This window comes from Pseudomonas sp. ITEM 17296 (assembly GCF_028895205.1).
Classification (GTDB): Bacteria; Pseudomonadota; Gammaproteobacteria; order Pseudomonadales; family Pseudomonadaceae; genus Aquipseudomonas; species Aquipseudomonas kermanshahensis.
In genome coordinates, this window is sequence record NZ_WJRS01000002.1 from 1 (window position 1) to 17,067 (window position 17,067).

At 63.9% G+C, this 17,067-nt stretch carries 16 protein-coding genes; 13 read left to right on the top strand and 3 right to left on the bottom strand.

The genetic code is table 11. From position 1 onward, the window contains the following. Nucleotides 1-49: 49 nt before the first annotated feature. Both GIB19_RS02625 and exaA read right to left on the bottom strand, forming a co-directional pair. The gene (locus tag GIB19_RS02625; protein WP_274883357.1) at nucleotides 50-706 is read right to left on the bottom strand and encodes a pentapeptide repeat-containing protein; all 657 of its coding nucleotides are present in this window, start codon (nucleotides 704-706) and stop codon (nucleotides 50-52) included. 65 nt (nucleotides 707-771) lie between these two features. After that, a complete protein-coding gene (exaA, locus tag GIB19_RS02630) occupies nucleotides 772-2,667 on the bottom strand; it encodes a quinoprotein ethanol dehydrogenase (RefSeq protein ID WP_099429606.1) in 1,896 nt (631 codons plus the stop codon). A 254-nt stretch (nucleotides 2,668-2,921) separates the two neighbouring features. Between exaA and pedF the strand changes: the two genes are divergently transcribed. The 13 genes from pedF (at nucleotide 2,922) to GIB19_RS02695 (ending at nucleotide 16,159) form a co-directional block, all read left to right on the top strand. Further along, on the top strand, nucleotides 2,922-3,383 hold the full coding sequence (gene pedF / locus GIB19_RS02635) for a cytochrome c-550 PedF (protein ID WP_027596444.1): 462 nt from the start codon (nucleotides 2,922-2,924) through the stop codon (nucleotides 3,381-3,383). Nucleotides 3,384-3,388: 5 nt separating this feature from the next. Beyond that, a complete protein-coding gene (locus GIB19_RS02640) occupies nucleotides 3,389-4,264 on the top strand; it encodes a substrate-binding periplasmic protein (protein WP_027596445.1) in 876 nt (291 codons plus the stop codon). Beyond that, the gene (locus GIB19_RS02645; protein WP_027596446.1) at nucleotides 4,261-5,022 is read left to right on the top strand and encodes a quinoprotein dehydrogenase-associated SoxYZ-like carrier; all 762 of its coding nucleotides are present in this window, start codon (nucleotides 4,261-4,263) and stop codon (nucleotides 5,020-5,022) included. The genes GIB19_RS02640 and GIB19_RS02645 overlap by 4 nt, the downstream gene beginning before the upstream one ends. A gap of 41 nt (nucleotides 5,023-5,063) precedes the next feature. After that, nucleotides 5,064-6,002: a quinoprotein relay system zinc metallohydrolase 1 gene (locus GIB19_RS02650; RefSeq protein ID WP_099429604.1), complete on the top strand. Its 939-nt coding sequence runs from the start codon at nucleotides 5,064-5,066 to the stop codon at nucleotides 6,000-6,002. 277 nt (nucleotides 6,003-6,279) lie between these two features. Continuing rightward, nucleotides 6,280-8,094, top strand: a complete 1,815-nt coding sequence (pedH, locus tag GIB19_RS02655; protein WP_027596448.1) for a PQQ-dependent alcohol dehydrogenase PedH — start codon at nucleotides 6,280-6,282, stop codon at nucleotides 8,092-8,094. 135 nt (nucleotides 8,095-8,229) lie between these two features. Further along, on the top strand, nucleotides 8,230-9,750 hold the full coding sequence (gene exaC, locus GIB19_RS02660; protein ID WP_274883365.1) for an acetaldehyde dehydrogenase ExaC: 1,521 nt from the start codon (nucleotides 8,230-8,232) through the stop codon (nucleotides 9,748-9,750). 232 nt (nucleotides 9,751-9,982) lie between these two features. Beyond that, on the top strand, nucleotides 9,983-10,054 hold the full coding sequence (gene pqqA, locus GIB19_RS02665) for a pyrroloquinoline quinone precursor peptide PqqA (protein WP_003253598.1): 72 nt from the start codon (nucleotides 9,983-9,985) through the stop codon (nucleotides 10,052-10,054). Between the two features lie 53 nt (nucleotides 10,055-10,107). Then, nucleotides 10,108-11,022, top strand: a complete 915-nt coding sequence (gene pqqB / locus GIB19_RS02670) for a pyrroloquinoline quinone biosynthesis protein PqqB (protein WP_265968049.1) — start codon at nucleotides 10,108-10,110, stop codon at nucleotides 11,020-11,022. 31 nt (nucleotides 11,023-11,053) lie between these two features. Beyond that, complete coding sequence (gene pqqC, locus GIB19_RS02675; protein ID WP_027596451.1) at nucleotides 11,054-11,806, top strand: pyrroloquinoline-quinone synthase PqqC; 753 nt, start codon at nucleotides 11,054-11,056, stop codon at nucleotides 11,804-11,806. Continuing rightward, on the top strand, nucleotides 11,803-12,075 hold the full coding sequence (pqqD, locus tag GIB19_RS02680) for a pyrroloquinoline quinone biosynthesis peptide chaperone PqqD (protein WP_274883369.1): 273 nt from the start codon (nucleotides 11,803-11,805) through the stop codon (nucleotides 12,073-12,075). Before pqqC ends, pqqD begins: the two co-directional genes overlap by 4 nt. Further along, a complete protein-coding gene (gene pqqE, locus GIB19_RS02685) occupies nucleotides 12,026-13,195 on the top strand; it encodes a pyrroloquinoline quinone biosynthesis protein PqqE (RefSeq protein ID WP_446731369.1) in 1,170 nt (389 codons plus the stop codon). The genes pqqD and pqqE overlap by 50 nt, the downstream gene beginning before the upstream one ends. Before the next feature lie 89 nt (nucleotides 13,196-13,284). Beyond that, nucleotides 13,285-14,448, top strand: a complete 1,164-nt coding sequence (gene ercA / locus GIB19_RS02690; protein WP_099429598.1) for an alcohol dehydrogenase-like regulatory protein ErcA — start codon at nucleotides 13,285-13,287, stop codon at nucleotides 14,446-14,448. Continuing rightward, complete coding sequence (locus GIB19_RS02695) at nucleotides 14,432-16,159, top strand: PAS domain-containing hybrid sensor histidine kinase/response regulator (protein WP_099429597.1); 1,728 nt, start codon at nucleotides 14,432-14,434, stop codon at nucleotides 16,157-16,159. Before ercA ends, GIB19_RS02695 begins: the two co-directional genes overlap by 17 nt. Nucleotides 16,160-16,323: 164 nt before the next feature. Here the strand turns inward: GIB19_RS02695 and GIB19_RS02700 are convergent, their stop codons facing one another. After that, nucleotides 16,324-16,989, bottom strand: coding sequence for an RraA family protein (locus GIB19_RS02700; protein ID WP_274883371.1), 666 nt, complete (start codon nucleotides 16,987-16,989; stop codon nucleotides 16,324-16,326). Between the last annotated feature and the right edge of the window lie 78 nt (nucleotides 16,990-17,067).

The following is a 17,067-nucleotide window of genomic DNA, read 5'->3' on the forward strand; positions in this document are numbered from 1 at the left end:
GCGGCGCACGATCTCACAGGCGCCAAACCCCTCACGGCGAACACCCTGCTCAATCATCCCAACTCCCAGGACAGCCCACACACCCTTCCATATTTGCCTCCTGAAAATTCCCATAATGCTGCCGCGCGCCGCGCAGGTCGGCTTGCGCCAAGTTGCTCTGGCCAAACTTGGCTTCCTGAAGGTTGGCATCGCCGAGGTTGGCCCCTTGCAGGTCGGTTTTACTCAGCCAGGCCATCTCCAGGTCCGCCGCCCGCAGGTTGGCCTGGTGCATGTTCGCCCCGGAAAGCCTGGCGAACTGCAGGTACGCCGCACTGAGGTCGGCCTTCTGGAACTGCGCCCCCTGGGCAAACAGCCCCCAGCCTTGAATGGCAATCAGCGTGCTATGGCTCAGGTCTGCCAACCGCAGGTTGCTCTGCTGCAGGCTGGCGCGGGTCAGGTTGGCGCCCTGCAAGCGGGCCTTTTCCAGGTTGGCCAGGTCCAGGCGGGCATGGCGCAGGTCGGCATCGCGCAGGTCAGCGCCGGCCAGGTTCATCTTGCGCAAGTCCTGGTTGGCCAGGTTGGCGCCACGCAAATTGGCGCCCGGGCACTGGCTGCCTTCGGCAATCACGCAGCCGTTGACGGTCAAGGGGGCATCGTTGTCGTCGTCGGCATTCACGGCCAGGGCAGGGGCAAGGAGCAACAGCAGGGCAAAGGGCAGGTAATTCATGAGCGAAGACTCTCGGTGAAAGGAGGGCAGGTGCGGGGAGGGCGCTGGGCGCTCCCCGCAGGCGATCACCGCTGCGCGGTCTTGTTGTCCCAGCTTGGGATCTTGAACACCCAGAACGAGCCGCCCTGGGCCACCGGCTTGGTCAGTTCGGCCATGTCGCCGCCCCACAGCGGCACCGCGCCGCCATAGCCCACGGTCACGCCGATGTACTGCTCGCCGTCCTGTTCCCAGGTGATGGGTGGCGAGACGATGCCGCTGCCGGTCTGGAACTTCCACAGCTCCTTGCCCGTCTTGGCGTCGAAGGCCTTGAAGAAGCCGTCGCCAGTGCCGGTGAACACCAGGTTGCCCTTGGTCGCCAGTACGCCGGCCCACAGTGGCAGGTGCTCTTTGTGCTCCCAGACCAGCTTGCCGGTGGCCGGGTCCATGGCGCGCAAGGTGCCGACGTGGTCGTCATACATACGCTTGATGCGAAAGCCCATACCCAGGTAGGCCGAGCCTTTCTTGTAGTTCACTTCTTCGGTCCAGTACTCCTCCTTCCACTGGTTGCCGGGGATGTAGAACAGGCCGGTGTCCTGGCTGTAGGCCATGGGGTTCCAGTTCTTGCCACCCAGGAACGGCGGCGAAACTTCCACCGGCTTGCCCTTGGTTTCACCCGGCAGCGGCTTGGCTGGCCGCTGGCCGGGGTTTTCCACCGGGCGCCCGGTCTTGAGGTCGATATGGCTGGCCCAGGTGATGTTGTCGACGAAGGGGAAGGCGTTCTGCAATTTGCCGTTGTTGCGGTCCACCACGTAGAAGAAGCCGTTGCGGTCGGCGTGGCCGGTGGCCTTGACCACCTTGCCGTCCTTGCCCTTGTAGTCGAACAGCACCAGCTCGTTGTTGCCGGAGAAGTCCCAGGCATCGTTCGGCGTGTGTTGGTAGAACCACTTCACTTCGCCGGTGCTTGGGTCGACGCCGACCTGGCCCGAGGTGTAGAGGCTGTCGTAGTCGTGGGGGTTGCCGTCCTTGGACGTGCGCGCCCAGGTGTTCCAAGGGCCAGGGTTGCCGGCACCGACGATGATGGTGTTGCTCTCGGGGTCGAAGCTGGCGCTCTGCCAGGGTGCGCCGCCGCCGTGGCTCCAGGCCTCGACCTTGCCGGTCTCGGTGGTCGGGTCGTCTGGCCAGGACGGCGCCTTGACGTCGCCGGTCGGGGTGCTGTCCTTGCCGTTCAGGCGGCCCATGTGGCCTTCGACGAAAGGCCGCATCCACACTTCTTCGCCGGTGTCCGGGTCGCGGGCGAACAACTGGCCGACCACGCCGAACTCATCGCCAGAGCTGCCGTGGATCAGCAACACCTTGCCGCTGGTCTTGTCTTTGATCAGCACCGGGGCGCCGGTCATGGTGTAGCCGGCGCTGTGGTCGCCGAACTTCTTGTTCCACACCACCTTGCCGGTGCGCTTGTCGAGAGCGATGAGGCGGGCGTCGAGGGTGCCGAAGTAGATCTTGTCGCCGAAGATGGCCGCCCCGCGGTTGACCACGTCGCAGCACGGGCGAATGTTGTCTGGCAGGCGGTGGTTGTAGGTCCACAGGCGTTTGCCGGTCTTGGCATCGAGGGCAAATACCCGCGAGTAGGAGCCGGTGACGTAGACCACGCCGTCGCTGACGATGGCCTGGGATTCCTGGCCGCGCTGTTTTTCGTCGCCGAAGGAATAGGACCAGGCCGGGGTCAGCTTGAACACGTTCTGGTCGTTGACCTGGGCCAGTGGGCTCCAGCGCTGGGCATTGGTGCCCATGCCGTATTGCAGCACGTCCTGGGTAGTCAGGTGGTCGTTGGCGATGTCTTCCCAGGTCACGTTCTTGCTGGCAGGTGCAGCGGGGGCGGTGGCCGCGGTGGCCGCCGTGCAGAGGGCCAGGCTACCGGCCAGCAGCAGGGCCCGCACGCTGAGGGCCAGAGGGGAAAGGGCGGGTAGCGATCTTATTGTCATGGTTGCAGTTCCCTGTGGAGGTTTTGGCCTGCACAGGGTGGCGGCGGGACGGCAGCTGGGGATACGGAAAAAGTCCCGCCCTTGCCGGGAATAGTTCCCGGGCGGCACCTCATTTGGCCCTTCGCCACAAGCCCTACTACCAAGGGAGTAAGGCCCGGCCACCAAAGCAGCATACGGCCGCGCGCGGGCTGTTTCTAAGATGGCGGCACGGCCTCTGTGGTTGAGGCCTTGCGTGCAATCTTGAGGGCATAACAATGACAAAAAAACGCAACGTCTTGCTCGCTACAGGCCTGCTGGCCGGTGCTTTGCTGACGGGCACGGTGTGGGCTCATGGCAATGTGGTGCCCCAGGCGGTGGAAACCCAGGGCCTGACCCCGATCAAAGACGCCGGGGTAAGCCTGGACGGCGACGGCTGGGCCGCGGTCAACCCTTACCGCACCTCCCCCGAGCACGACAAAGCCGTGGAAATCGGCGCCTCGGCCTACAACCAGAACTGCGCTGCTTGCCATGGCCTGGAAGCCAAGTCTGGCGGTATCGCCCCGGATTTGCGCCTGCTCGATGTGGGCGAGGCCGGGGATGAGTGGTTCGTCGAGCGGGTGCGCCACGGCGCGGTGCGTGACGGGCGGGTGTACATGCCGAAGATGGCCGATTACCTGAGCCAGGAAGCCCTGTGGGCGGTACGCACCTACCTGGACAGCGTGCACGTCGAGGAGTGATCACCATGCGTCTGTCGGCCGTGCTGTTGAGTGGCCTGCTGCTGTGCTGTGCGGCAGTGCAGGCTCAGGTGCGCAACTACGACGCGATCATCGCTGCCGGTGAATTGAAGGTGGCGGTGTACAAGGATTTCGCGCCCTACAGCTTCGAGGACCACGGCCAGCCGCGTGGCGTCGATGTGGAGCTTGCGCAAGCGCTGGCCACGGCCTTGGGGGTGCACCTGCAATTGATCTGGGCGCCGCCAGGGGAAAAGCTCGACGACGACCTGCGCGACTACATCTGGCGCGGCAGCCCGCTGCGCCACCAGCAGTTGGCCGACCTGATGATGCGGGTGCCCTACGACCACGCCTACGCGCAGAAGCGCAACGAGCTGGGCGAGCTGGAAAACGCCCAGGTGGTGATGTTCGGCCCCTATCAGGAGGAGCGCTGGCAGGTGGCCTATGACCGCCGCCGCCTGCCCTCGGTGGCCAGTGTCGCGGTGTTCCAGCAGCACCCCATCGGGGTCGAGGTGGACAGTGTGCCGTCGTTCTACCTGACCTCGGTGTTCAACGGCATGCTCAGCGCCAACACCCACCATTACCCCAGCGTGCAACAGGCGTTCGGCGCGCTACAGGCCGGCCAGGTGGACGCGGTGATGGCGATGCGCGGCGAGGTTGACTGGCAGTTGCATCAGGCCGCCGACCCGCAACTGGCCCTGGCGGAAAACGCCTACCCGAACCTGGGCAAGCAGGCATGGGACATCGGCATGGCAGTGCATGAAAGCAACCGGCAGTTGGCCTATGCGGTGGAGGAAGCCCTCGAGGCGATGATCCGCGATGGCCGGCTGAAGGCGCTGTACGCCACCTACGGCCTGCGCTACGAGGTCCCGGAGATGTACCAATGAACTGGCGGGCGACATTACTGCTGGCCTGTTGGATGCCTTGGGCAGCCCAGGCCGGTGAACCGAGCAGCAAGACCGACCCGGTGCCCTCGGTGATGTGGGATTTCTACCACAAGCAACTGCTGGGGCAGGCGCCGTTCGTTTTCGATGAGCGGGTGAAGCTGCTGGCGCCGCCCTTTGCCGAGGACGCCCGGCAAGTGCCGCTGGAGATCGACGCCCGCGCATTCGCGGGTGACGTGGTACGGATTCTCGCCTGGGCCGAACTCAACCCCCTGCCGCGTATTGTCGACTTCGAGCCTGGCGAACGTGTGCTGCCGTGGCTGTCGATCCGCATCCGCATCGAACAAGCCACGCCGCTGCGCGCTGCGGTGCTGACGCGTGACGGCGTGTGGCATGTCGGTTCGACCCTGATCGATGCGGCCGGCGGTGGTTGTACCGCGCCCAGCGTGGTGCGCACCCAGCCTGGCTGGGAGGAGCATGTCGGTGAGGTGCTGGGCGGGCGCTACCCGCGCGGTGATGGCAGCCGCTTGCGCCTGCAGGTGTCCCACCCGATGGACAACGGCCTGGTCAGCGGCATCCCTGAGTTCTTTCTCGAACATGCCGAATTGCAAGGCGCGGATGGCCAGCGCCTAGCCAGCCTCGCGCTGTATCCGGCAGTCAGTGAGAACCCCAACCTGGGGTTCGATATCCAGGGCCCCGGGCTTACCCGGCTGCTGTTGCGGGACAACAGCGGTAACCAGTTCGAAGCGGCGGTGCCGTGAGCGCGTTGCTTGCCTTCACCCCCTGACCAGAGGCGCCTGTCATGCGTTGGATGCTGCTGTTGTTGCTGTGCCTGGGCCTGCCGGCCTGGGCGGACCTGGACTATCGACTCACGCCCCGGCAAATCGCGGAAGGCACTTGGCTGCTGGAGGGCAGCACCGACAATTTCGCCAAGGCCAATGGCGGCAATATCGTCAATACCGCGTTCATCGTCACCGACAGCGGCGTGGTGGTGATCGACAGCGGGCCGTCTAAGCGTTACGGCGAGGCCCTGCGCCAAGCCATTGCCGCCACCACCGACAAGCCGGTGGTCGAAGTGCTGCTGACCCACCATCACCCCGACCATGTGCTGGGCAACCAGGCCTTTACCGACGTGCCCATCGGTGCCCTGGCTGGCACAGGCGACCTGTTGCGCCAGCAGGGCGAGGCGATGGCCGAGAACATGTACCGCCTGGTCGGTGACTGGATGCGCGGCACCGAGGTGGTGCTGCCGACCCGGGTGCTGGAACCGGGTGTGCATGAGGTGGGTGGGCACCGGTTGCGGCTGTTGGCGCTGGGCGGGCATACCGGTGCGGACCTGGCGATTCTCGATGAGAAGACTGGCGTGCTGTTTGCCGGCGATTTGGTGTTTTACGAGCGCGCCCTGACCACCCCCAACAGCCCAGGGCTGGACGTTTGGCTCAAGGACCTGGACACCTTGCAGGCCTTGCCCTGGAAGCAGCTCGTGCCGGGGCATGGGCCGGTGGCCAGCGATGCTAAGCCTTTTGCGCAGATGCGTGATTATCTGGGCTGGCTGGATGGCCTGATGCGCGAGGGGGCAGCGCGTGGGGATGACATGGTCGAGATGATCCGCAGCCCGATCCCTGAGCGGTTTGCCGGTATCAGCCTGACCCGTTATGAGTTGATTCGCAGCGTCAGTCACCTGTACCCGCGGTATGAGCGTTTGCGGTTGCAGCGTATCGACGGCAAGCCGCCTCTCTGACCCGAAGAAGCAGCCTACAGGCTGTGGGAGCGGGCTTGTCCCGCGAACGGGCCTACGCGGTGCTTGGCACCGGCTTTGCCGGTGTTCGCGGGGCAAGCCCGCTCCCACAGAGTCCCTGCTACCTCAACAAGCTATGCGCTGTTCTATGAAAGCCCTGTACCAAGGAACTAGAAAACTCCACATTGCGGGCAATTGTTGGCAAGCAGGTCGGGCACAAGAATTCTCGGCACACCGGGAAAATTTCCCGGGCACAACAAAAAAACCAAAGGTAGCCGTCATGACCCGATCCCCACGTCGTCCCTTGTTCGCCGTGAGCCTGGTGCTCAGCGCCATGCTGCTGTCCGGCGCGGCACAGGCCGCTGTCAGCGATGAAGAAATCCTCCAGGACCCGAAAAACCCGCAGCAGATCGTGACCAATGGCCTGGGGGTCCAGGGCCAGCGCTACAGCCCGCTGGACCTGCTCAATGTCGGCAACGTCAAGGAACTGCGGCCAGTCTGGGCCTTTTCGTTCGGCGGTGAGAAGCAGCGCGGCCAGCAGGCCCAGCCGCTGATCAAGGACGGCGTGATGTACATGACCGGCTCCTACTCGCGGGTGTTCGCCGTCGACGCCCGTACCGGCAAAAAGCTCTGGCAATACGATGCACGCCTGCCAGATGACATCCGCCCTTGCTGTGACGTGATCAACCGCGGCGTGGCGCTGTACGGCGACCTTGTGTTCTTCGGCACCCTGGATGCCAAGCTGGTGGCCCTGAACAAAGACACCGGCAAGGTGGTCTGGAGCAAGAAGGTCGCCGACCACAAGGAAGGCTATTCCATCAGCGCCGCGCCGATGATCGTCAACGGCAAGCTGATCACCGGTGTGGCCGGGGGTGAGTTCGGCGTGGTGGGCAAGATCCAGGCGTACAACCCGGAAAACGGCGAGCTGCTGTGGATGCGCCCGACCGTGGAAGGGCACATGGGCTACGTCTACAAAGACGGCAAGGCCATCGAGAATGGTATCTCGGGCGGCGAAGCGGGCAAGACCTGGCCCGGCGACCTGTGGAAGACCGGTGGTGCTGCGCCGTGGCTGGGCGGTTACTACGACCCTGAAACCAACCTGTTGCTGTTCGGCACCGGCAACCCGGCGCCGTGGAACTCCCACCTGCGCCCAGGCGACAACCTGTATTCCTCTTCGCGCCTGGCCTTGAACCCGGACGACGGCACCATCAAATGGCACTTCCAGAGCACGCCCCATGACGGCTGGGATTTCGACGGCGTCAACGAGCTGATCTCGTTCAACTACAAGGACGGCGGCAAGGAGGTCAAGGCCGCCGCAACCGCTGACCGCAACGGCTTTTTCTACGTGCTGGACCGCACCAACGGCAAATTCATCCGCGGCTTCCCCTTCGTCGACAAGATCACCTGGGCGACCGGCCTGGACAAGAATGGCCGCCCGATCTACAACGAGGCCAGCCGGCCAGGGGCACCGGGCACTGAGGCCAAGGGCAGTTCCGTGTTCGTCGCACCGGCCTTCCTCGGCGCCAAGAACTGGATGCCCATGGCCTATAACAGGGATACCGGGCTGTTCTACGTGCCGTCCAACGAATGGGGCATGGACATCTGGAACGAAGGGATTGCCTACAAGAAAGGCGCGGCGTTCCTCGGGGCCGGTTTCACCATCAAACCGCTCAACGAAGACTACATCGGCGTGCTGCGCGCCATCGACCCGGTCAGCGGCAAGGAAGTCTGGCGCCACAAGAACTTCGCGCCATTGTGGGGCGGGGTGCTGACCACCAAAGGCAACCTGGTGTTCACCGGCACGCCGGAAGGTTTCCTGCAGGCGTTCAACGCCAAGACCGGCGAGAAAGTCTGGGAGTTCCAGACCGGCTCCGGCGTACTTGGCTCGCCGGTGACCTGGGAAATGGACGGCGAGCAGTACGTCTCGGTGCTGTCCGGCTGGGGCGGCGCGGTGCCGCTGTGGGGCGGCGAAGTGGCCAAGCGGGTGAAGGACTTCAACCAGGGCGGCATGCTCTGGACCTTCAAGTTGCCTAAACAGCTGCAGCAAGCGGCCAGTGCCGAGGCGCCAGCACCCAGCGCCAAGCCGCAAAGCTGACACCGGGCCGCTTGCGGCCCTACTACCAAATGACGAGAGCTCCGCTGCCAACGATGCATACGTCTGGCACGCGGGGCTTTTTACCATCGGTCCATCGCCTGTCGTTGGACAGGCATCGACCCGCAGAGGCTCAGCATGATCTACGCACAACCCGGAACCCCAGGCGCCATCGTGTCGTTCAAACCCCGCTACGGCAATTTCATCGGCGGCGAGTTCGTGCCGCCGTCCGGTGGCGAGTACTTCACCAACAGCTCGCCGGTCAATGGCCAGCCGATTGCCGAATTCCCGCGCTCCACCGCTGCGGACATCGACCACGCCCTGGACGCCGCGCATGCCGCTGCCGACGCCTGGGGCAAAACCTCGGTGCAAGACCGCGCCCTGGTGCTGCTGAAGATCGCCGACCGCATCGAGCAAAACCTGGAGGTGCTGGCCGTCAGCGAAAGCTGGGACAACGGCAAGGCCGTGCGCGAAACCCTCAATGCCGACGTGCCGCTGGCGGCGGACCACTTCCGTTACTTTGCCGGCTGCATCCGTGCCCAGGAAGGTGGGGCGGCAGAGATCAACGCGCTGACCACGGCCTACCATTTCCACGAACCCCTGGGTGTGGTCGGGCAGATCATCCCGTGGAACTTCCCGCTGCTGATGGCCGCCTGGAAGCTCGCCCCGGCCCTGGCCGCCGGTAACTGCGTGGTGCTCAAACCTGCTGAACAGACCCCGTTGTCGATCACGATTTTCGCCGAGCTGATCGCCGACCTGCTGCCAGCAGGTGTGTTGAACATTGTCCAGGGCTTTGGCCGTGAAGCCGGTGAGGCCCTGGCCACCAGCAAGCGCATCGCCAAGATCGCCTTTACCGGCTCCACCCCGGTGGGCTCGCACATCATGAAATGCGCGGCCGAGAACATCATCCCGTCTACCGTCGAGCTGGGCGGCAAATCGCCGAACATCTTCTTCGAAGACATCATGCAGGCCGAGCCTGCGTTCATCGAAAAGGCCGCCGAAGGCCTGGTGCTGGCGTTCTTCAACCAGGGCGAGGTGTGCACCTGCCCGTCGCGGGCGTTGATCCAGGAATCGATCTACGAGCCGTTCATGGCCGAGGTGATGAAGAAGATCGCCAAGATCACCCGTGGCAACCCGCTGGACACCGACACCATGGTGGGTGCCCAGGCCTCCGAGCAGCAATACGACAAAATCCTTTCCTACCTGGAGATTGCCAAGGAGGAGGGCGCGCAGTTGCTCACCGGCGGCGCTGCCGAGCGGCTCGACGGTGACCTGTCGACCGGGTACTACATTCAGCCGACCCTGCTCAAGGGCCACAACAAGATGCGCGTGTTCCAGGAAGAGATCTTCGGCCCGGTGGTGGGCGTGACCACCTTCAAGGACGAAGCCGAAGCGCTGGCCATCGCCAACGACAGCGAGTTTGGCCTGGGCGCAGGCCTGTGGACCCGTGACATCAACCGCGCCTACCGCATGGGCCGGGCGATCAAGGCCGGCCGCGTGTGGACCAACTGCTACCACCTGTACCCGGCGCATGCGGCGTTTGGCGGTTACAAGAAATCCGGCGTGGGCCGCGAGACCCACAAGATGATGCTCGACCATTACCAGCAGACCAAGAACCTGCTGGTGAGCTATGACATCAATCCGCTGGGCTTTTTCTAAGCCTTGGATGGCCTCGGGGGCTGCTTTGCAGCCCTTCGCAGGCAAGCCAGCTCCTACAAGATCCACACTGATCCAGGCGGGAGCAGTTTGCCCGTGAGTAGGCCGGTACAGAACTAGACAACCCCCTACCAACGCACCCCGCAAGTTCGTTCCAAAGTAGCATTCGGCCCCGCCGCCCCCCGTGCATTAATGCCTCTACCGGAATTGCCCGGCACAAGAAGAGGACCGCCCCATGTGGACTAAACCCGCCTTTACCGACCTGCGCATTGGCTTCGAAGTGACGATGTATTTCGCCAATCGTTGATGGCTCTGCGGCCATCGTAGCGATGGCCGTTCCTTCTTTGGGGATCGTTGTCCATGCACATTCGTGTTCTCGGCTCCGCCGCTGGCGGAGGTTTTCCGCAGTGGAACTGCAACTGTCGCCAATGCGCCGGTGTGCGTAATGGCAGCCTGAGGGCGCAGCGGCGCACGCAGTCTTCGATCGCGGTGAGCGACGATGGCGAGCAGTGGATACTGTGCAACGCTTCACCCGACATCCGCGCCCAGCTCGAAAGCTTCCCCGCTTTGCAACCGGCGCGCCGCCTGCGCGACACGGCAATTGGCGCGGTGGTGCTGCTGGACAGCCAGATTGACCATTGCACGGGCCTGCTCAGCCTGCGCGAAGGCTGCCCGCACACGGTGTGGTGCACCGAGCGGGTGCATGAAGACCTGAGTAGCGGTTTCCCGCTGTTCACCCTGCTCAAGCACTGGAACGGTGGCTTGCAGTGGCAATGCATCGGCCTGGACCGCGAACCGTTTCGCATCGCTGCCTGCCCAAACCTGCAATTTCGCGCGGTCCCGTTGCTGAGCAACGCGCCGCCGTATTCGCCCAACCGCGGCAACCCGCAATCGGGCGACACCATTGGCCTGCTCATCGAGGACCGGCGCAGTGGTGCCTCGGTGTTCTACGCGCCGGGCCTGGGGCAGGTCGATGCCGAGGTGGCGAGCTGGATGCGCCATGCCGACTGCCTGCTGCTGGACGGCACGCTGTGGCGCGACGACGAGATGCGGGTGTGCGAAGTCGGCCAAAGCCTGGGCAGCGAAATGGGCCACCTGGCGCAGAGTGGCCCGGGCGGCATGCTCGACGTGCTGGAGGGCTTCAGCCGCCAGCGCAAGATCCTCATCCACATCAACAACACCAACCCGATCCTCGATGAAGACTCGGCCGAACGGGCCTTGCTGGATCGACGGGGGATTGAAGTGGCGTACGACGGCTTGTCTATCACGCTGTAAGGGCTGGCACCGCGCGCCCTGGAGAACCGCAATGACCGACACCCCCATGACACCCCCTGAATTCGAAGCGGCCTTGCGTGCCAAGGGCGCCTATTACCATATCCACCATCCCTTCCATCAGGCGATGTATGCCGGGCGTGCGACCCGTGAGCAGATTCAGGGCTGGGTTGCCAACCGCTTCTACTACCAGGTCAACATCCCGCTCAAGGACGCGGCAATCCTCGCCAACTGCCCAGACCGTGAGGTGCGCCGGCAATGGTTGCAACGGGTGCTCGACCACGATGGCGCGCCGGGCAGCGAAGGCGGCATCGAAGCCTGGTTGCGCCTGGGGGAGGCGGTCGGGCTGACGCGTGAGCGCATTTTGTCCCAGGAGATGGTCCTGCCTGGGGTGCGTTTTGCCGTGGACGCCTACGTCAATTTCGCCCGCCGCGCAGGCTGGCAGGAGGCTGCCAGCAGTTCGCTGACCGAACTGTTCGCGCCGCAGATCCACCAGTCGCGCCTGGACAGCTGGCCCCAGCACTACCCGTGGATCGATGCCGCCGGCTACGACTACTTCCGCACGCGCCTGGGCCAGGCGCGGCGCGACGTCGAACATGGCCTGCGCATCACCTTGGCGTATTACGTCACGCGTGCCGGCCAGCAGCGGATGCTGGAGATTTTGCAATTCAAGCTCGACGTGCTCTGGAGCATGCTCGATGCCATGAGCATGGCGTATGAGCTGGAGCGGCCGCCTTATCACAGCGTGACCCAGGAAAACGTCTGGCATCGGGGGATCGCCCTGTGAAACTGATCGATGGCGAACAGGTGCTGGGGTTGCGCCGCGGCTACCGCCTGCAATGGGAGCCGCGCCAGGATTGCCATGTGCTGCTGTACCCCGAGGGCATGATCAAGCTCAATGCCAGCGCCGGTTGGGTGCTGGAGATGCTGGACGGCCAACGGTGCGTGGCGACGATCATCGACGGCTTGGCGCAGCGCTTCCCCGATGCACAGGGGCTGGACGAGGATGTGCTGGCGTTTCTGGAGGTGGCCCGTGGCAAGCACTGGATCGAATGACACGCGCCCGGGGCCGCCGCTGTGGCTGCTGGCGGAGCTGACGTACCGCTGCCCGTTGCAATGCCCGTATTGTTCCAACCCGTTGGACTTTGCCCAACATGGCCAGGAGCTGACCACTGACGAGTGGATCCGCGTGTTCCGCGAAGCGCGGGCGATGGGCGCCGCGCAGCTGGGCTTTTCCGGCGGCGAACCGCTGGTGCGTCAGGACCTCGCGCAGCTGATCAAGGCCGCGCGGGACATGGGCTACTACACCAACCTGATTACCTCGGGTATTGGCCTGACCGAACAGAAAGTCCGCGACTTCAAGGTCGCCGGGCTCGACCATATCCAGATCAGCTTCCAGGCCGCAGATGAGGCGGTCAACAACATGCTGGCCGGCTCGCGCAAAGCGTTCGCCCAGAAGCTGGCGATGGCCAAGGCAGTCAAGGCCCAGGGTTACCCGATGGTGCTGAACTTTGTGACCCATCGGCACAATATCGACCAGATTGCCGACATCATCGAGCTGTGCCTGGCGTTGCAGGCGGACTTCGTGGAACTGGCAACCTGCCAGTTCTACGGTTGGGCCGAACTCAACCGTGCCGGCCTGCTGCCGACCCGCGAGCAATTGCAGCGGGCCGAAGCCATTACCCAAGGGTATCGCCAGCGGCTGGAGGCCGAGGGGCATCCGTGCAAGCTGATTTTCGTCACGCCGGACTACTACGAAGAACGCCCCAAGGCCTGCATGAACGGCTGGGCCAACCTGTTTCTTGATATCACCCCAGACGGCACTGCGCTGCCGTGCCACAGCGCCCGCCAGTTGCCGGTGGCCTTCCCCAACGTGCGCGAGCACAGCATCGAGCACATCTGGAACGATTCTTTTGGCTTCAACCGCTACCGTGGCAATGACTGGATGAAGGAGCCCTGTCGCTCGTGTGATGAAAAACACCAGGACTTGGGCGGCTGCCGCTGCCAGGCGTACATGCTCACCGGCGATGCCGCCAACGCCGACCCGGTGTGCAGCAAGTCGCCGCACCACGGGGTGATCCTCAAGGCCCGGGAGCAAGCGCAGACCGCAGGGCAGGGCATGGCGCAGCTGACCCTGCGCAACGAGCAGGCGTCGCGGTTGATTTTTCGTGGCTAAGCCGGGCCCCCGCTTTGGTCTGGTTGCTTTCGCTGCGGGATGCTTTAGGCTGGCGATTACCTTCCAGAACAATAAGAACAGGCTTTCCAATGAGCCAGAGTTTCAGCCCACTTCGCAAGTTCGTTTCGCCTGAAATCATCTTTGGTGCCGGCTGCCGGCACAACGTCGCCAATTACGCCAAGACCTTCGGTGCGCGCAAGGTGTTGGTGGTCAGCGACCCCGGCGTAATCGCTGCGGGTTGGGTGGCGGATGTCGAGGCCAGCCTGCAAGCGCAGGGCATCGACTACTGCCTGTACACGGCCGTTTCGCCCAACCCGCGGGTCGAAGAGGTCATGCTCGGCGCCGAGATCTACCGGGAAAACCACTGTGACGTGATCGTCGCCGTCGGCGGCGGCAGCCCGATGGATTGCGGCAAGGCGATCGGCATCGTGGTCGCCCACGGGCGCAGTATTCTCGAGTTCGAAGGGGTGGACATGATCCGCGTGCCCAGCCCGCCGCTGATCCTCATCCCCACCACGGCCGGCACCTCGGCCGACGTGTCGCAGTTCGTGATCATTTCCAACCAGCAGGAGCGCATGAAGTTCTCCATCGTCAGCAAGGCGGTGGTGCCCGACGTCTCGCTGATCGACCCGCAAACCACCCTGAGCATGGACCCGTTCCTGTCTGCCTGCACCGGCATCGATGCGCTGGTGCATGCCATCGAGGCGTTTGTGTCTACCGGCCACGGGCCGTTGACCGACCCCCATGCGCTGGAAGCCATGCGCTTGATCAATGGCAACCTGGTGCAGATGATCGCCAACCCGACCGATATCGCCCTGCGCGAGAAGATCATGCTGGGCAGCATGCAGGCCGGGCTGGCGTTTTCCAATGCGATTCTGGGTGCGGTCCACGCCATGTCCCACAGCCTGGGCGGCTTCCTCGACTTGCCCCACGGCTTGTGCAACGCGGTGTTGGTGGAGCACGTGGTGGCGTTCAACTACAGCTCGGCACCCGAGCGTTTCAAGGTGATTGCCGAGGTGTTCGGCATCGACTGCCGCGGGCTTAACCACCGGCAGATCTGCGGGCGCCTGGTGGACCACCTGATCGCCCTGAAGCACGCAATCGGCTTCCACGAAACCCTGGGCCTGCATGGGGTGCGTACGTCCGACATCCCGTTCCTGTCGCAACATGCGATGGATGACCCGTGCATCCTCACCAACCCCCGCGAGTCGAGCCAGCGTGATGTCGAGGTCGTTTATGGCGAGGCCCTCTGACGAGCAGCAGCGGGCGCTCGCCGGGCTGTTGGGGCTGGGCGACCACTCGGCACGCAAGAGCCATTACCCAGAGCTGGCAGCCCGCCTGGACGAGCTAGAGGCCGAACGCAACCGCTACAAATGGCTGTTCGAAAATGCCGTCCACGGCATTTTCCAGGCCAGCCTGCAAGAAGGCATGCGTGCCGCCAACCCCGCGCTGGCGCGCATGCTTGGCTACGATAGCCCGCAGGCGGTGCTGTTTTCCCTGACGGACCTGGCCGCCAACCTGTTTGTTGGCGGCGCCGAAGAGCTTCATGCAATCACTGCGACGCTCGCGTGCGAACACAGCCTGCACGGCTACGAAACCCGCTTGCGGCGCCGCGACGGCAGCCACCTCGATGTGCTGATGAACCTGCTGCTAAAGCCTGGCCACGAAGGGCTGGTCGAAGGCTTTGTCGCCGACATCACCGAACGTAAGCAGGCCCAGCAGCACCTGCAGCAACTCAACGACGAACTCGAACGACGGGTCGCCGCGCGGACCGATGAACTGCTCGAGGCCAACCGCAACCTGCAGCAGCAGATCACCGAGCGTAAAGCGATTGCCCGCGCCCTGCGCGATGCCCGCGACGCCGCCGAAACCGCCAACCGCAGCAAGGACAAATACCTGGCTGCTGCCAGCCATGACCTGCTGCAACCGCTCAATGCCGCCCGCCTGCTGATCTCGACCCTGCGCGAACGGCAGTTGCCGGAGGCGGAGCAGGTGCTGGTGGAGCGCACCCACCAGGCACTGGAAGGCGCCGAAGACCTGCTGACCGACCTGTTGGACATCTCCCGGCTCGATCAGGCGGCGGTCAAGCCCGACGTGGCCTTGTACCGCCTCGACGAACTGTTTGGCCCGCTGGTCTCGGAGTTCAGTTCGGTGGCGGACGCTGAAGGGCTGAAGCTGCGGGCGCACATTGGCGACTATGCCATCAACACCGACATGCGGCTGATGACACGGATTTTGCGCAATTTTCTCAGCAACGCCTGCCGCTATACCGACGAAGGCAAGATCTTGCTCGGGGCCAGGCGTCGCGGCAGCCACTTGCGCCTGGAGGTCTGGGACACCGGGCGGGGCATCGCCGAAGATCGGTTGGAGGCTGTTTTCCTTGAGTTCAACCAACTGGACGTCGGCCGTGCTGCCGATCGCAAAGGCGTGGGCCTGGGGTTGGCTATCGTCGAGCGGATCGCCAAGATTCTCGGTTACCGCGTCCAGGTACGGTCGTGGCCGGGGCGTGGCTCGATGTTCAGCATCGAGGTACCGATCGGCACAGAAGTGCCGCTGCCTGCTCACCCGGCGATGCCGCAAGCCAGCGCCGGAAACCCGTTACCCGGCCGCCGGCTGCTGGTGTTGGACAACGAAGTGAGCATCCTCGAAAGCATGGGCGCGCTGCTTGGGCAGTGGGGCTGTGAGGTGGTGACAGCGACCGACCAGGCCGGTGCCCTGGCGGCCTTGCGGGGGCAGGCGCCGGAGTTGATCCTGGCGGATTATCACCTGGACCACGGCGTTGTGGGTTGCGAGGTGGTCAGGCATTTGCGCGAGCATTTTGCCGTCGCCATTCCAGCGGTGATCATTACCGCAGACCGCAGCGATCAGTGCCGGCGCGCCTTGCAGAAGCTAGGCGCGCCGCTGCTGAACAAGCCCGTCAAACCGGGGAAGTTGCGGGCGGTGTTGAGCCAGTTGTTGGGGTAGGACTGTTAGGGCCAAAGGGGCCGCTGCGCGGCCCTTCGCAGGCAAGCCAGCTCCTACAGGATTATGCTAATTTCAAGGAATGCGCTCCCCCTGTAGGAGCTGGCTTGTCGGGGCGCCGAACCGCTGCGATGGGCTGCGCAGCAGCCCCTGGCGATCAGTTCACCTCAGTTCGACAAGCCTGCTTTATCCAGCACCTTATCGAGCCACGACTGGTCCAGTGCACCCGTGGCAATCTCTGCCTTGACGGCCTCTTCGTGAGCCTCGTGTTCGCGCGCTTTGCCTAGTACGAGTTCAGCCACGTTCTGGGGGAAGGCGACGATGCCGTCTTCGTCAGCAACGATGATGTCACCGGGTGAGATGAGCATGCCACCAATCGAAACCGGCACGTTGATTTCGCCCGGCCCGCTCTTGTAAGGGCCGCAGTGCACGACAGCCCGTGCATAGCAAGGGCTGGTCTTGAAGCTTTCAACGTCGCGAATCGCCCCGTCGACGATGAAACCGACGCAGCCACGCTGCTCTGCGTAGAGCTTGATCAACTCGCCGATGACCGCATTGTTGGTGTCACCCTGGGCATCGATGACCAGTACGTGACCGGGTTCGAGCAGCGTCAGTGCCTTGTAGATGAACAGGTTGTCGCCGGGGCGCGTTTTGACGGTCAGCGCAGTGCCGACCAGCTTGCCCGAGGTGTTGTAGCGGGTAAGCCCTCGCGCGCCAATGTGTCGACCCAGGTTGTCGCTGATGTGCGGCGTGACGACCGATCGGAACGATTCGATCACATGCGCAGGGGCGAGTGTTGGCGACGGCAGGATACGAGACCCGGGTAACAGCATGACAATCTCCTGAATGGCTTGACCCAGTGGGGTATGGGTCGATGGTAGGAGAGAACTGCCGTTACTTTTAGCGATATT

Coding starts and splice junctions, on each gene's coding strand:
- exaA (WP_099429606.1), bottom strand. CDS start 2,667: ATGACAATAAGATCGCTACCCGCCCTTTCCCCTCTGGCCCTCAGCGTG.
- pqqE (WP_446731369.1), top strand. CDS start 12,026: ATGTGCTGGCGTTTCTGGAGGTGGCCCGTGGCAAGCACTGGATCGAAT.
- GIB19_RS02640 (WP_027596445.1), top strand. CDS start 3,389: ATGCGTCTGTCGGCCGTGCTGTTGAGTGGCCTGCTGCTGTGCTGTGCG.
- GIB19_RS02700 (WP_274883371.1), bottom strand. CDS start 16,989: ATGCTGTTACCCGGGTCTCGTATCCTGCCGTCGCCAACACTCGCCCCT.
- GIB19_RS02625 (WP_274883357.1), bottom strand. CDS start 706: ATGAATTACCTGCCCTTTGCCCTGCTGTTGCTCCTTGCCCCTGCCCTG.
- GIB19_RS02645 (WP_027596446.1), top strand. CDS start 4,261: ATGAACTGGCGGGCGACATTACTGCTGGCCTGTTGGATGCCTTGGGCA.
- GIB19_RS02695 (WP_099429597.1), top strand. CDS start 14,432: ATGGCGAGGCCCTCTGACGAGCAGCAGCGGGCGCTCGCCGGGCTGTTG.
- exaC (WP_274883365.1), top strand. CDS start 8,230: ATGATCTACGCACAACCCGGAACCCCAGGCGCCATCGTGTCGTTCAAA.
- pedF (WP_027596444.1), top strand. CDS start 2,922: ATGACAAAAAAACGCAACGTCTTGCTCGCTACAGGCCTGCTGGCCGGT.
- ercA (WP_099429598.1), top strand. CDS start 13,285: ATGAGCCAGAGTTTCAGCCCACTTCGCAAGTTCGTTTCGCCTGAAATC.
- pedH (WP_027596448.1), top strand. CDS start 6,280: ATGACCCGATCCCCACGTCGTCCCTTGTTCGCCGTGAGCCTGGTGCTC.
- GIB19_RS02650 (WP_099429604.1), top strand. CDS start 5,064: ATGCGTTGGATGCTGCTGTTGTTGCTGTGCCTGGGCCTGCCGGCCTGG.
- pqqB (WP_265968049.1), top strand. CDS start 10,108: ATGCACATTCGTGTTCTCGGCTCCGCCGCTGGCGGAGGTTTTCCGCAG.
- pqqC (WP_027596451.1), top strand. CDS start 11,054: ATGACCGACACCCCCATGACACCCCCTGAATTCGAAGCGGCCTTGCGT.